Origin of the sequence: Rhodococcus sp. IEGM 1381, from assembly GCF_030056795.1 — a bacterium.
Classification (GTDB): Bacteria; Actinomycetota; Actinomycetes; order Mycobacteriales; family Mycobacteriaceae; genus Rhodococcoides.
Map to the genome: position 1 here is coordinate 166787 of NZ_JASHKQ010000002.1, position 14803 is coordinate 181589.

The 14803-nt window shown below is 64.7% G+C and carries 14 protein-coding genes; 1 reads left to right on the forward strand and 13 read right to left on the reverse strand.

Going from position 1 to position 14803, the window contains the following annotated elements; translation table 11 throughout:
- Positions 1-136: 136 nt before the first annotated feature.
- The 3 genes from rplS to QM797_RS10805 all read right to left on the reverse strand — a co-directional run bounded on the left by rplS (position 137) and on the right by QM797_RS10805 (position 3921).
- Complete coding sequence (rplS, locus tag QM797_RS10795; RefSeq protein ID WP_032378188.1) at positions 137-478, reverse strand: 50S ribosomal protein L19; 342 nt, start codon at positions 476-478, stop codon at positions 137-139.
- A 138-nt stretch (positions 479-616) separates the two neighbouring features.
- Positions 617-1465 carry a hypothetical protein gene (locus tag QM797_RS10800; protein ID WP_283275803.1) on the reverse strand — a complete coding sequence of 283 codons (849 nt, stop codon included), beginning with the start codon at positions 1463-1465 and terminating at the stop codon, positions 617-619.
- Between the two features lie 107 nt (positions 1466-1572).
- On the reverse strand, positions 1573-3921 hold the full coding sequence (locus QM797_RS10805) for a Tex family protein (RefSeq protein WP_283275549.1): 2349 nt from the start codon (positions 3919-3921) through the stop codon (positions 1573-1575).
- A 68-nt stretch (positions 3922-3989) separates the two neighbouring features.
- Between QM797_RS10805 and QM797_RS10810 the strand changes: the two genes are divergently transcribed.
- The gene (locus QM797_RS10810; RefSeq protein ID WP_283275550.1) at positions 3990-4946 is read left to right on the forward strand and encodes a serine hydrolase family protein; all 957 of its coding nucleotides are present in this window, start codon (positions 3990-3992) and stop codon (positions 4944-4946) included.
- Positions 4947-4951: 5 nt separating this feature from the next.
- On the opposite strand, the gene trmD is transcribed toward QM797_RS10810, so the two are convergent.
- From trmD to QM797_RS10860, 10 genes are all read right to left on the reverse strand, one after another.
- Positions 4952-5632, reverse strand: coding sequence for a tRNA (guanosine(37)-N1)-methyltransferase TrmD (gene trmD / locus QM797_RS10815; RefSeq protein ID WP_283275552.1), 681 nt, complete (start codon positions 5630-5632; stop codon positions 4952-4954).
- Between the two features lie 3 nt (positions 5633-5635).
- On the reverse strand, positions 5636-6178 hold the full coding sequence (gene rimM, locus QM797_RS10820) for a ribosome maturation factor RimM (protein ID WP_283275553.1): 543 nt from the start codon (positions 6176-6178) through the stop codon (positions 5636-5638).
- 15 nt (positions 6179-6193) lie between these two features.
- Positions 6194-6436 carry an RNA-binding protein gene (locus QM797_RS10825; protein WP_008717313.1) on the reverse strand — a complete coding sequence of 81 codons (243 nt, stop codon included), beginning with the start codon at positions 6434-6436 and terminating at the stop codon, positions 6194-6196.
- Complete coding sequence (gene rpsP / locus QM797_RS10830; RefSeq protein ID WP_283275556.1) at positions 6433-6909, reverse strand: 30S ribosomal protein S16; 477 nt, start codon at positions 6907-6909, stop codon at positions 6433-6435. Before rpsP ends, QM797_RS10825 begins: the two co-directional genes overlap by 4 nt.
- A gap of 186 nt (positions 6910-7095) precedes the next feature.
- Positions 7096-7932 carry a CPBP family intramembrane glutamic endopeptidase gene (locus QM797_RS10835; RefSeq protein ID WP_283275557.1) on the reverse strand — a complete coding sequence of 279 codons (837 nt, stop codon included), beginning with the start codon at positions 7930-7932 and terminating at the stop codon, positions 7096-7098.
- Positions 7925-9034, reverse strand: coding sequence for an amidohydrolase family protein (locus QM797_RS10840; RefSeq protein ID WP_283275804.1), 1110 nt, complete (start codon positions 9032-9034; stop codon positions 7925-7927). The genes QM797_RS10835 and QM797_RS10840 overlap by 8 nt, the downstream gene beginning before the upstream one ends.
- An 18-nt stretch (positions 9035-9052) precedes the next feature.
- Complete coding sequence (ffh, locus tag QM797_RS10845; protein WP_283275559.1) at positions 9053-10612, reverse strand: signal recognition particle protein; 1560 nt, start codon at positions 10610-10612, stop codon at positions 9053-9055.
- 148 nt (positions 10613-10760) lie between these two features.
- Entirely contained in the window at positions 10761-11699 is a 939-nt protein-coding gene (locus tag QM797_RS10850; protein ID WP_502942311.1) for a M23 family metallopeptidase, read from the reverse strand.
- 243 nt (positions 11700-11942) lie between these two features.
- Positions 11943-14474 (reverse strand): [protein-PII] uridylyltransferase, encoded by a 2532-nt coding sequence (locus tag QM797_RS10855; RefSeq protein ID WP_283275560.1) that lies wholly within the window; start codon positions 14472-14474, stop codon positions 11943-11945.
- Positions 14464-14802, reverse strand: coding sequence for a P-II family nitrogen regulator (locus QM797_RS10860; protein WP_019664269.1), 339 nt, complete (start codon positions 14800-14802; stop codon positions 14464-14466). Before QM797_RS10860 ends, QM797_RS10855 begins: the two co-directional genes overlap by 11 nt.
- Position 14803 lies beyond the last annotated feature (1 nt).

Here is a 14803-nt window from a genome sequence, read left to right on the forward strand (position 1 = left end):
CACCGGCGTTTCGGACCGCCGGTTGTCGCGGCAGGGGTAGTGCGAATGCATGCAATCGGTCCGAGACGCATCATGCCGCGTCGCCCGAACGGGCGACGCGGCATGATGGGAACTATGTGGAGCCGGGCGGAACCGGTCAGCGCTTTTCCTTGATCTTGGCAGCCTTGCCACGCAGATCGCGGAGGTAGTAGAGCTTGGCGCGACGGACGTCACCGCGGGTGAGGACCTCGAACTGCGCGATGTTGGGGCTGTGCACCGGGAAGGTGCGCTCGACGCCGACACCGAACGAGACCTTACGAACCGTGAACGTCTCGCGAACGCCACCGCCCTGACGTCGGATGACGACGCCCTTGAAGATCTGAATGCGCTCCTTCGAGCCTTCGATGACCTTGACGTGCACGTTCAGTGTGTCGCCGGGGCGGAAATCGGGGATGTCGCCACGCAGCGACTGATTGTCGAGAAAGTCCAGAGTGTTCATCGGTTGTGCCATCCTTGCGTTCTGCGCTTGAGTAGAGGAACCGAGCGGCTCGCTGACTGCGCGGCTCGACTGGTTCGTACTCCGAGTGAGGTCCGTGCCTGCTTGAGGCAACCCAACCATTGTGCCAGACCATCATGCCTACGGCGAAATCGACTCCTCGCGGGGTGAGACGGCAGCGACCGACACCGGTGCCGGCACCACGACACGCGCCAACTCGTCCTCGGTGGCCTCGCGTGCATGGACGATGCTGGGCTTGCCTGCGATCGCGTCCTGCATGTAGATCTTGGCTCTGATCAGCGGCCTGCGCCAGCGCTTCTCACGTCGCAGAGCTCGCTCCATCTTTTTCGGCCTGCTGGTGTAGCGCCACCTCGCCCACGGCGCGCTCGGCCTGCTCAATCGAATTGCCGCCAGCACGAGGATCGGCAGGACGAACAGTCCTACCAACCCGGTCCAGATCTTGCCCTTGAGCAGGACGATCACGCACAGGGCCAGGTTGACGAGCGCCAAGACTGCCAGCGCGCTGCGCACCCACGGATCGGGGTCGGCCCGAAAGTCTGCCGGGCTCAACAGCTCCAACGGATGGAAGCCGAGCAGCAGCAGACCGGTGAACGCCAGGGCCGCGAAGACGGCATCGACCGACGTGCGGCCCTGTTCCGACCAGTAGACGTCGCGGAGGTAGAAGATCAACGCGAACTCGTCGAGGACGAGCGCAGCGCCGATGCCGAAGATGGCGGCCAGCACCGCGCCGATCGTTTGCGATCCGTCGACGTACACCGCGATCAGCCCGATTCCTGCCAGCAGCATCAACACGATCCCGAACACGACGTGATGTATGTGTTGCCCACCGGGAGTGATGTTGCCGGGCCACCACTTCACGTCCGCGCGGATCATCCTGACGCTGAGACGGATCAGCAGAAAACCCACGAGCAGTCCCAGCAGGAAACACAGCAGTGGCAGACGACCGTGATCGATGACCCCGTGTTGCAACCACCTCACGTGCGTCTCACGCCCTTCCTACCGAACGGCCGGTGAATCGGACTCCACACTATTCGTGATCCGGGTCGCTCAGGACGGCATCGACCACCGAGCAGTCGCTATTTTCCGAAACCGGCCTTCCGCAGCGCCTCGGCCATCGAACCGGCCGCCGGTGCGGCCTGCTGGCCGCCGCCCCGCCGTTCACGCTGGGGACGCGAATCTCGTCCACGACTGCCCTGGTCGGCACCGCCGGCTCGCCCCTGGCCCCGCGGACGTTCGCCCTGTTGTCCACGTGGGGCGTCCTTTCCGGCGGAGGCCCCAGGCTCGTCGTCCAGTCGCAGGCTCAACCCGATGCGCTGACGAGGGAGGTCGACCTCCATGACCTTGACGCGTACGACGTCACCGGACTTGACGACCTCACGCGGGTCCTTTATGAAGTTGTGCGACATCGCAGAGACGTGAACGAGACCGTCCTGATGCACACCGACGTCGACGAAAGCACCGAACGCCGCCACGTTGGTCACGACACCTTCGAGCGTCATCCCCGGCTTCAGGTCGGCCACCTTCTCGATACCGGCTGCGAAAGTGGCGGTCTTGAACTCCGGACGCGGGTCGCGTCCCGGCTTCTCCAGCTCGGAGATGATGTCGGTGACAGTGGGCAACCCGAATCGTTCGTCGACGAATTCCGCGGGATCGAGGCGGCGCAGCAGGGCCGTGTTGCCGACCACTTCGCGCACTCCGACGCCGGCCTTGCCGACGATGCGGCGCACTACGGGGTACGCCTCCGGGTGCACGCTCGACCGATCGAGTGGATCCTCTCCCCCGGAGATGCGAAGGAACCCGGCGCACTGCTCGAAAGCTTTGGGGCCCAAGCGCGGTACGTCCTTGAGGGTGCTGCGGCTGGCGAACGGTCCGTTCAGGTCGCGGTGCGCCACGATGCTCTCGGCAAGCGAGCCGGCAATTCCGGATACCCGCGACAGCAGGGGCACCGACGCTGTGTTGACGTCGACACCGACCGCGTTCACCGCATCCTCGACGACGGCCCCGAGGGACCGGGCGAGCAGAGTTTCGGAGATGTCGTGCTGATACTGGCCGACGCCGATGGACTTGGGATCGATCTTGACCAGCTCGGCCAACGGATCCTGCAGCCTGCGAGCGATCGAGACCGCGCCGCGGATCGAGACGTCGAGTTCGGGCAACTCACTCGATGCGTACGCCGACGCCGAGTAGACCGAGGCACCGGCCTCGGAGACCACCACTTTGGTCAGATTCGCAGCCGGGAACTTGGCAATCAATTCTGCTGCCAGAGAATCGGTTTCACGTGACGCCGTACCGTTTCCGATGGCGATGAGCTCCACTTTGTGCTTGGCCGCGAGGCCGGCGAGAGTGGCCACAGCCTGATCCCACTTGCCCTGCGGCTTGTGGGGATAGATGGTGTCGTAGTCGACGACCTTTCCGGTCGCGTCGACGATGGCGACCTTGGTGCCGGTACGGAAGCCCGGGTCCAGGCCCATCGTGGTGCGGTTGCCCGCCGGCGCGGCGAGCAGCAGGTCCTTGAGGTTGCTCGCGAACACGTCGACGGCGTCCTTCTCGGCGGATTGACGCAGTCGCATCCGGGTATCGAGGGAGACGGTCACCAGCATCTTGGTGCGCCACGCCCACCGGACGGTATCGAGCAGCCACTTGTCGGCGGGCCGTCCTCGATTCGCGATCCCGAACTTGGTGGCGATCCGACCCTCGTAGACGCTGGGCACCCCGGGGGTCGGTTCTTCGCGCTCGGGCTCGAATCCGAGCGAGAGTACTTCTTCCTTCTCGCCTCTGAGGGTGGCGAGGATGCGATGCGAGGGCAGGCTCGTGAAGGGTTCGGAGAACTCGAAGTAGTCGGAGAACTTGGCACCCTCTTCCTCCTTGCCCTTGCGGACCGTGGCAACGAGCTTGCCGGAGGTCCACATCAGTTCGCGTAGTTCACCCACCAGGTCGGCGTCCTCGGCAAAACGCTCGACGAGAATCGCACGCGCGCCATCGAGCTGCTCCTGATCGAACTGCGCAGGATCCGTCGTGGGGTCGGAGAACAGCGCATCGGCTACGGGCTCGTGCCCCGCTTCACGCGCAATCTGGGCCTTCGTCCGACGCTTGGGCTTGAACGGCAGATAGATGTCCTCGACGCGCGCCTTGGTTTCGGCGAGCATCAGAGACTGATCGAGGGCGTCGTCGAGTTTGCCCTGACTACGGATGGATTCGATGACGGCGTCTCTGCGCTCGTCGAGCTCCCGTAGGTACCGCAGCCGCTCGTCGAGCTGACGCAGCTGTGCATCGTCGAGGGTGCCGGTGACTTCTTTGCGATAGCGCGCGATGAACGGAACCGTCGATCCTCCGTCGAGCAGTTCGACGGCGGCGCGAACCTGTTCCTCACGGACGTCGAGTTCTTCGGCTATGCGCTTGTTCACAGATTTCAGAGCAGTGGTCACGGCGATGGACCCTACCGCTACTGTGGGATAGGTCGGTCAGCGGTTCAACGTCTGGGAGAGATGCGCGCATGGTCAGGGGGTCTCGCTTCCTGGCTGCGACCTGCGCATCCTTACTACTTGCCGCAGGCTGCTCGGTTCCGCCGGACGATCAGATGGGTGACTCTGCCGCCAAGGAAACAGCAGAGACGTCTGCGTCACCCTTTCCCGATATGCAGAAGGTCGACGGCGTAGCCCTCGAAGCCCGAGTCCCCATGGCGATCGCGTCTGCGCAGGCCCGAGGTGCCGACGTCGACTTCGCACTGCTCGACCGCCAGACCGGGTCTTTTTACAGCAGTAACGCCGACATACAGGTCGAAACCGCATCGGTGTCCAAACTCTTCATCGCCGACGAAGTGATGTTCCGAGCGCAGGCGGAGAACCGCCCTGTCTCGGCCGACGAACTGGCCACCATGACCGACATGCTGGAGCTGTCCGACGACAATGCCGCGTACACCCTGTGGTACCGCTACGGCACGTCGGACATAGTCCGCGCAGTCGCGGCCCGATACGGCTTGACGAACACCACCGCACCGGGCGACGACGAGTGGTACAACACCGAAACAACGCCCAGCGACCTGGTCGGCTACTACGCGGGCCTGCTCAACGGCAGCGGCGGGCTGACGACTGCGTCGACGGACGTCATCATCGGCATGCTGCGGCGTTCGGCACCGATAGCCGCAGACGGCTACAAACAGCATTTCGGCATCGTCGACGGTCTACCGGGCGAGAGTGTGCACGCCGTGAAACAGGGCTGGATGTGCTGTGTAGCCGATCGCTGGGTGCACCTGTCCACCGGAACGATCGGAGTCGACAATCGTTATGTCCTGGCTCTGTCGTCACGAGAGGACATCTTCTATGCCGACGACATGGAGAGCTATCCGGACACTGCGGTGGTCGATGTGAGTGACGACGCCAGCGCCTTACATGCCAGGGACACTCTCACCGGATTCGTCTCCATGCTTTTTCCCGGCGGTTCGATCAGCTGAATTGCTCAGTCGCCGAGCAGATCCGGGCGACGCTCGGCGGTCCGTGTCAAAGACTGGGCCCGACGCCATGCCGCTATCTTCGCGTGATCGCCGGAGAGAAGGACATCGGGAACGTCGAGTTCGCGCCACTGGGCCGGACGCGTGTAGCTCGGCCCCTCGAGCAGACCGTCGGAGAACGAATCCTCTTGGTGCGACTGTTGATTGCCGAGCACTCCGGGCATGAGTCGAACTACCGCCTCGGCCATCACCAAGACAGCCGCCTCGCCGCCGATGAGCACGTAGTCGCCGATACTGACTTCTTCGACGCGTACGCGGCGGGACGCGTCGTCGAAGACCCGCTGGTCGATACCTTCGTACCGGCCGCACGCGAACACCAGATGTTGCTCGGTCGACCACCGTTCGGCCGTGCGCTGGGTGAACGGAACACCGGCGGGAGTGGGAACGACGAGGAGCGAATCCTCGGTCAGTACGTGGTCGAGGGCATCGCCCCAGACCGTCGGCTTCATGACCATGCCAGGTCCGCCCCCATAAGGTGAATCGTCGACGGCCTTGTGCACGTCATGGGTCCACGATCGCAGATCGTGAACCTCGACAGAGACAAGACCGCGGTCGATTGCCTTGCCCAACAATGCAGTTCGCAGCGGTGTCAGGTATTCGGGGAAAATGGTGACAACGTCGAGGCGCACGATCTACTCCGGGTCCAGCAGGCCCTCGGGCGGATCGATCTCGATCGTCTTGTCGGCCAACGACACCGACGTCACAATCGCCGCCACGAAGGGAACGAGAATTTCGGCGCGGGTGTCTCCGCCGAACTTCGCATTCGGCCGGATGGAGAGCAACTCCCCCGCTGCCGAGTGCAGGACCTCGCGGACCGTTCCCACTGCCGAGCCGTCGGTCAGAACGACGGTGAGTCCTTCGAGTTCGTGATCGTAGAATTCGTCCGGATCGTCGGACGGCGGCAAATCCGTGGACTCGACGATGAACAGAGTTCCGCGGATCTGGTCAGCGGTCGTCTTGTCGTCGATGCCGTTCAGACGCAGCAGAAGCCGCCCGGAGTGTTCCCGGACGGCGTCCACCGTGTACGAAGCCGGAGCAGCGTTCGATCGGGGCTTGCGGCCGCAAAGAACGGTACCCACTGCGAAGCGATCGTCGGGATCGTCGGTGCGAACCTCGACGACGATTTCGCCTTTGATGCCGTGCGACTTGGCAACACGGCCGATGACCAGCTCCATGGTTGTTTACGTGACCTAGTGGTCCGTGTCGACCACATCGACACGAATGCCGCGACCACCGATACCCGAGACGAGTGTGCGCAGCGCCGTAGCGGTGCGACCGCCGCGACCGATGACCTTACCCAAATCGTCGGGGTGCACGTGGACCTCCACGGTGCGACCACGACGGCCGGTGATCATCTCGACGCGAACGTCATCGGGATTGGCGACGATGCCACGAACGAGATGTTCGACGGCATCGGCGACAACGGCACTCACTTCTCAGCAGCCTCGGCGGCCGGCGCGTCTGCCGTCTCGGTTGCTGCAGCGTCCGTGCTCTCCGCAGCGGCGTCGTCGGACTTCGGAGCCTTCTTCTTCTTCGCCGTGGTGGCCTCGCCCTGCGGCTCGGAATCTGCCTGCGCCAGTGCGGCGTTGAACAGGTCGAGCTTCGACGGCTTGGGCTCGGCGAGGCGGAGGGTTCCCTCGGTGCCGGGCAGACCCTTGAACTTCTGCCAGTCACCGGTGATCTTCAGCAGGGCCTCGACAGGCTCGGTCGGCTGCGCGCCGACACCCAGCCAGTACTGCGCACGCTCGGAGTTGATCTCGATGATGCTGGGGTCCTGCTTGGGCTCGTACGTGCCGATGGTCTCGATCGCACGGCCGTTGCGGCGGGTGCGAGCGTCGGAGATGACGACGCGGTAGTGCGGGGTGCGGATCTTGCCGATACGCATGAGCTTGATCTTGACAGCCATGTTCTGGTGGAGCCTTTCGAAAGTTGGTCACGGCGCAATTCAGCGGTTCGCACGGCATGCGAACCCGGTTTTGCGTTGAAGGTTGTTGTGACCGCCGCGCGGTACGTAACCGGAAGACGGGCGAACAGCTGTTCATTGTGCCAGACGAGCACCGCGAACCGTGAATCGCCCTCGACAACGACTCGCTCAGGCAAGCAGGATCACCAGGGCCGGGAGGGTGTTGTTCATCGAGTGCGCGGTCGTGGACGCCACGACCGAGCCGGTTCGCATTCTGGCGATGCCGATCGCCAGTCCACCCCACAGTAGGACCACGAAGCGCCACCATTCACGATGCCAGACGGCGAACACGACAGCGGTGATCGCCAGCACCACCCAACGATTGCCCAGCCAGGCCATCGGCATCGGGCGGGTGCGCTTCTCGAGCGCGCCCCACAGTATGCCGCGAAACATCGTTTCCTCGCAGATCGGTGCACCGATCCAGATCCACACGGCCAGAGCAACTTTCCATCCGACAGCTGTATCCGTGACGTTGCCCAGTGGGGTCTGGTCCTCGAGGTCGAGGTCGAGGCTCGACAACAGCACCAGCCCGAGGAGCAGACCGCCGACCACCGCGACACCACCCCAGGCCAATCCGGATCGAACCTGACCGAGCAGTTCGGAAGTGGATCTGGGAAGACCGAAATCCACGACGGGACCGTTGCCACGAGACATCGAGATCGCCACGGCCAGTCCGGCGGCGAGCAGGCTGGGAATCATGATGCCCACGACGAACAGCGGAGAGGTCTCGGTCGTCACGAGGAGTCCGAGAAGCAGGAAGCCCGCCAGGTTGAGGCCGAGAACGAGCGCTGCCGCCGGTAGTCCCCATCGCTGGCCACGTCGACGCTGCTGCGCGGCCTGTTCGGCCCGCCAGTAGGTCTCGGACAGGCCCGAGCCTTGCTGCTGAACATGATTCATCGGTGCCATTCCGGCCCAGCTCGGGCGGTTCGGATCGAACTGCCCGCCGCTGTTGTACGGATCAGTCATCCTCGGCTCCCGATCTGCTCGTCGTGTGGCGGCCTCGGTCGGTCACGCGTCCGCGCAAGATCACCAGCTCCGGGTTGGCCAGCACGTCCGGTCCTCCGCGTGGATCCTCGGAGTAGACGACGAGGTCTGCGGGTGCGCCGTGCTCGAGCCCCGGCCGTCCCAGCCAGGACCGGGCGTCCCAGCAGGCAGCACCGAGGGCGTCCGTCGGCGAGAGTCCGACGCGCGCGAGTGCCGCGACCTCGTCGGCGATGCGACCGTGTGCGATCGACCCACCGGCATCGGTTCCCGCATAGATGGAAATCCCGGCATCATGGGCCCGTCCGACGGTGTCGGCGACGCGGGCGTGCAGCGCCCGCATGTGCCGGGCGTACACGGGGTACCGGGTGGCGGAATCTGCGATTCCGGGAAACGTCTCGATGTTGATGAGCGTCGGCACGAGAGCGGTTCGGTGATCGACCATCATCTCGATGGTCTCGTCGGTCAGACCGGTGCCGTGTTCGATGCAGTCGATTCCCGCCGCGATCAGTCCGGGGAGCGCATCCTCGCCGAATACATGGGCGGTCACCCGCGCGCCCTCGGCATGAGCAGCAGCTATGGCGTCGACGAGGATCGAGTCGTCCCACAGCGGCCGAAGATCGCCTACCGAGCGATCGATCCAATCGCCGACGAGCTTGACCCAGCCATCACCGAATCGAGCTTGCTGTGCAACTGCCTCGGGCAGCTGCGACGCGTCCTCGATATCGATCGCCAGACCCGGTATGTACCGCTTCGGCGATGCGATATGTCGGCCTGCTCTGATGATCCGAGGAAGGTCGTCCCGCTCGTCCAACTCGCGGGTGTCGACCGGAGACCCGGCGTCGCGAAGTAGCAGCGCGCCGACGCCTCGCTCGGTTTGGGCCTGTCGGATCGAGCCGGTCAGGTCAGTGTGTCCCCCGCCGTATTCGATCCCCACATGGCAGTGGGCATCGACGAGGCCGGGCAAGATCCAGCCTCCGTCGTGCACGAAATCCGCGTCCGCAATCGGGTCCACGGACAGGAAGCCGTTGTCGATCCAGAGATCGATGTCGGACCCGTCCGGCAGTCCGCGGCCCCGCACCCGCATTGCCGACACGTGTGGCGCTTACTTCTTCGGCAGTTTCAGCTGAGAGAGATCGATACCCTCGAGCCCTGGCGGCAACTGGTCGAGGCCCTTGGGCATGGACGACAGATCGGGCATTCCCGCCGGCATTCCGCCCGGCATTCCGGGCAATCCACCGCGGATCTTCGGCTGTGTCGGGCCGCGAGCACCCTTCTTGCCTTTCTTGCCCTTCTTGTTGTTCCGCACCTGCTTGCGCGCGCCCGGCATGCCCATGCGTCCGGCCATCGCCGACATCATCTTGCGCGCCTCGAAGAATCGATCGACCAGTTGGTTGACGTCGGACACCTTGACGCCCGAGCCGTTCGCGATTCGCAGTCGCCGCGACGCGTTGATGATCTTCGGGTCGGTTCGCTCCTGCGGCGTCATGCCTCGAATGATCGCCTGAACGCGGTCGAGTTGCTTCTCGTCGACGTTGGCGAGTTCCTTCATCTGACCCGCGCCGGGCAACATGCCCAACAGATTTCCGATGGGCCCCATCTTGCGGACGGCCATCATCTGCTCGAGGAAGTCGTCGAGTGTGAGCTGTCCCGAGCCGATCTTGTTGGCGGTCGCTTCGGCCTGTTCGGCGTCGAAGTGCTGCTCGGCTTGTTCGATGAGGCTGAGAACGTCACCCATACCGAGGATCCGGCTGGCCATACGGTCGGGGTGGAAGACGTCGAAATCTTCGAGCTTCTCGCCGGTCGACGCGAACATGATGGGCTGTCCAGTCACCTCGCGGACACTCAGTGCTGCACCACCACGAGCGTCGCCGTCGAGCTTGGTGAGCACGACGCCGGTGAAGCCGACTCCGTCGCGGAACGCCTGGGCGGTGCTGACGGCATCCTGGCCGACCATGGCGTCGAGAACGAACAAGGTTTCGTCCGGCTCGACCGCATCGCGAATCCCAGCGGCCTGACTCATCAGCTCGGTGTCGATGCCGAGGCGGCCGGCGGTGTCGACGATGACCACGTCGTACTGCTTGCTTCGCGCCTCGGCAATGCCGGCCCGCGCGACCTCGACAGGATCCGCAGCCGAGACACCGAGTGCATTGTCACCGCCACCGATCGACGTGCCGGGATGCGGTGCGAACACGGCTGCGCCCGCGCGCTCGCCCACGATCTGGAGCTGGCTGACGGCACCGGGGCGCTGTAGGTCGCACGCGACGAGCAACGGGGTGTGGCCCTGGCCCTTGAGCCATTTGGCCAGCTTTCCGGCCAGTGTCGTCTTACCCGAGCCCTGCAGGCCGGCGAGCATGATCACCGTGGGCGGGTTCTTGGCGAAGACGAGTCTGCGGGTCTCGCCGCCGAGGATGCCGACGAGTTCCTCGTTGACGATCTTGACTACCTGCTGCGCCGGGTTGAGCGCTCCCGATACCTCGGCACCTTTGGCGCGGACCTTGATGCGGTTGATGAACTCCCGCACGACGGGCAGGGCCACGTCCGCTTCGAGCAGGGCCAGTCGGATCTCGCGCGCCGTGGCGTCGATATCCGCACCGGACAGTCGACCTTTGCCACGCAGGTCCTTGAGAGTCCCGGCCAACCTGTCGGAAAGGGATTCGAACACCTAATGCACTCCTGAGCTAGCCGATCACCGAAAACGAGCCGAATCCGGCACGGTCACCAGACTAGCGCCAGCATGACCTGCCGTCGCTGGGGCGTGCAGCAGCCGTGTCGTTCGCCGGACGGACGTGTCGTTCGGAGAGGGAGCCGGGTCAGGCGTTGCGCGCGGAATCGTTCCACGTCACTGCCACTCCCCGCGTCGAGAGCCACGATGCGGGATCGACCTTGACGCCTGAGGGATCGTGCACCTCGAAGTGCAGATGCGGACCGGTCGATTGGCCACGATTGCCCACCGTGGCGATCTGCTCGCCGGCCGACACGCGCTGACCGGGCTGTACCGAGAAATCGTTGACGTGCCCATAGATCGTCTCGGTGCCGTCGTCGTGCTGCACCTTCACCCAGAGACCGAACCCGGATGCCGGTCCCGCGTCGGACACCGTGCCGTCGGCGGCCGCGTAGATGGGGGTCCCGATGGGTGCAGCGATATCGAGGCCGCTGTGCTGTGCACCCCATCGTGATCCGAAATTGGACGTCAGCACCCCCGCCACGGGCTGGACCGTGGCCGTCTTCAGCGAACGCAGACTCTCGAGCGGTGACGCGCCGGCACCCATCTGGCCCAGGCCTACGTCGTCGAGCCATTGTTGCGCTGCAGCACCGGGATCGGTCACTCCGAATGCCGCGAGCGGACCGGGGCTCGGCTCCGCTGCCGGTGCGGCCTCGGACGGTGCCGGCTGCGACGGGGGCGCCGACTGCGGTGGAACGAATTGCGGGGGTACGAACTGCGGGGGTACGAACTGCGGGACCTCGAACTGCGGGGGTACGAACTGGGGTAGCTCGAATCCCGCGGGCAGCAGCCCCTCTGGGACGGCAAAGGGAAAACCTGCTGCGGGCGGCTCGGGGATCGGAGCGGCACCCGCGGTGCCTGCCCCCATCGACGTCGCGCCGACGACGATCGCACCGGTAGCCGCAACGATGGTCGCGGCCCGTCGACCGGTATCCGGGGTCACTTCTGCGGCGCGGTGTTTGCCGGGCGTCGCATCCGATGCTATCTCGGCCGGTGTGTAGATGTTCGACCGTCGGTGGGATCCCACAGTTCGTGCCTCTCGCATTAGCAGCAGTGGAGCCTGCAGGAAAGACTTTCGTCGTTCGAGCAGTGGAGCCTGCAGAAACGGCTCTTCGGTCCGGCAGTGTGGAGTCTGCAGAAGTGATCTCGCCGAGTCGTCCTGCGTGTGGTGACAAACATAACAAATTGATATCGGAGGTAAACCCACCGGCCGTAAGTTCATGAGAAGTCACCATGGAGGGTCGGTGTGCGGTTGTGTTCCGACCAGCTGTCAGGTGCCCTCGGGTTTCTCCGGCGGCTTGGGCGGTTCCGGGGCCGGTACAACCGCGAGCAGTGCTCGTTCGAGATCCTCTCGGACTGCCCTACTGTCCGTTCCCGCCAGGTCGATGCAGAAGGAATCGACCACCGAGCTGCCCAGTGTCGACACTCGAGCCCAGCGGATGTCCGATCCCTGCTGTTCGATGGCACTGGCCAGTCGGCAGAGAAGACCGAGCCGGTCTTCTGCTCGTAGTTCGAGCACAACCTGACCTGGTTCGTGGTCGTCGAACCACAGCACCCGAGGCGGAGCCTGAGCGTACAGAACCGGCACTGCCAAATCCTCGCCGTCGTCCTCGACGGTCTCCGCTCTGGCGTCGCGTTCCTTGGCGTCGAGTACCGCGACGAGGTCCAGCTCTCCGGCCTGCGCGCGGATGATCTCCTGTCGGAGTAGACCGGCCTGTGGCGGAGCTCCGAACAGCGGTGCAACGTCGAACGAGTTGATCGCCGACCCCTCGTGACTACCGAGCGAGGCCGAGAGCACACGCAGCGAGTGCAGCGCCAGAACTCCTGCAGCGTCCGACAGCAGTCCCGGGGTGTCGGGCGCGACGACCGTGACGACGAAGGTGTGGAGCCCGTCGGTCGGCGCGATGTCGACGTGCACACCTCCCCGCGCGGCCAGCTCGATGTGGGCCGGGTCGAGTGGATCCGGGGATGGCAAAGACTCCCCCGCCATCACCAATCGACAGCGTCGCACGAGCTCGCGAATGAGCGACGCCTTCCAGTCCCCCCAGACTCCGGGACCAGTGGCGAGCGAATCCGCTTCGGCGAGAGCATGAAGCAGCTCCAGCAGGATGGTGTCGGCACCGAGTGCGTCGACGACGGTCTGCACGGTTGCAGGGTCGTCGAGGTCGCGCCGGGTGGCGGTCTCCGGCAGCAGCAGGTGATATCTCACCATCGACGTCAGCAGCGCTACATCGGACGGCCACAGCCCGAGCCTGTTACCGATCTGGATTGCGAGATCCGCACCGACGACGCTGTGGTCGCCGCCGCGCCCCTTGCCTATGTCATGTATCAGCGCACCGAGAACCAGCAGATCCGGGCGCGCAACTCTGGTGGTCAATGCGCTTGCGTAGGACGCAGTTTCGACCAGATGCCGATCGACGGTCCACGTGTGCACCGCATCTCGCGGCGGTAGGTCGCGCACTGCGCCCCACTCCGGAATGAGACGGCCCCACAGGCCGGTTCGATCGAGCGCTTCGATGGCCGCGATGGCTTTGCGACCCGATCCGAGCAACACGAGCAGATCGTTCAGAGCCTCCTTCGGCCAGGGCTCGCGGAGTTCGGGTGCACTGTCCGACAACCGGTTGAGTGTCGATGCCGACATCGGCATTCCGGTCTGTGCCGATGCCGCGGCGACGCGCATGATCAGGCCCGGATCCTTGTTCGGTCGTGCGTCACGAGCGAGCACCACCTCACCGGCGTGTTCGACGACCCCCTCGTCCAGTGGACGACGAACCGGCACTCGACGCAGACGTGAAAGGCCCTTCCTCGGCAGCGAATTGCCGGCAGTGCGCAGTCCGACATCGACCGAGTAACTGATGGTGCGAGCCGAATCGCTCAGCACGCGTGCAAGATCGAAGCGATCGCCGATGCGGAGCGCGGCACCGATTTCATCGGCGTCTTGCGCGCGCAGTTGATCCCGCGCTCGGCCGGCAACACGGTGCAGTTCGGTGCGGACGTCCAGTAGTCGTCCGTGCGCGAATGCCAAACCACCACCCGGTGATTCGGGTCCGAGGCCGGGCATACCATCGGTGAGTTGAGCGATGGAGAGGGCGTCGAGAAGCTGAACGTCACGCAATCCGCCGCGACCACTCTTGAGCTCGGGCTCGGCGCGGTGGGCGATTTCACCGCTACGCGCCCACCGGCCGCGGGTCTGCTCGATCAGCTCGTCGAAGCGTCCACGAATTCCGGTGCGCCACTGTCGACGTACGCCGCCGATGAGCAGATTGCTCAACTCGACGTCGCCGGCGATATGGCGGGCCTCGAGCATCCCGAGCGCTGCCGTCATATCGGCCGCGGCTACTTGTAGAGCCTGCGGCACCGTGCGCACACTGTGGTCGAGCTTGATATGGGCGTCCCACAGGGGATACCAGAGCTTGTCGGCGACGTCGGCCACGATTCGCGGTTCGAGATCGTCGTGCAGCAGTATCAGATCCAGATCCGAGTACGGCAGCAGTTCACGGCGCGCCAGACCGCCTACAGCGACGATCGCAAAGCCCGAGTCCGGTTTGATCCCCAGCTCGGCACCTTTGGTGGTCAGCCAGAACTCGTGGAGATCGACCAGAGCCTGCCTCAGCGACGGAGCATCGAGGCGACGGTTGCGCGTGCCGCCGTCGAGTAGTTGTTTTCTGGCGCGAGCGAGATCTGCTGCACCATCGCTCGTCCCCTTCGATGCGGAGCCCGTGGAGACCGAAGGCCCCGATCCTGACGCTTTCGCGCCAGAACCGGGGCCCCCGGCCCGAGACCCTTTGGGGTCAGAGTGCATCGGCGCCACGTTCTCCGGTGCGGACTCGGATGACCGAATCGACCGGGGAAACCCAGACCTTGCCGTCACCGATCTTGCCGGTGCGAGCAGCCTCGACGATGACCTCGACGACCTTCTCGACAGCAGCGTCGTCGACGACTACCTCGACGCGCACCTTAGGAACGAAGTCGACTGAGTACTCCGCACCTCGGTAGACCTCGGTGTGACCCTTCTGGCGACCGTAGCCCTGAACCTCACTGACGGTCATTCCGAGTACGCCGGCCTGCTCCAGCCCCGTCTTGACGTCCTCCAGGGTGAACGGTTTGACGATTGCCGTGATCAGCTTCATT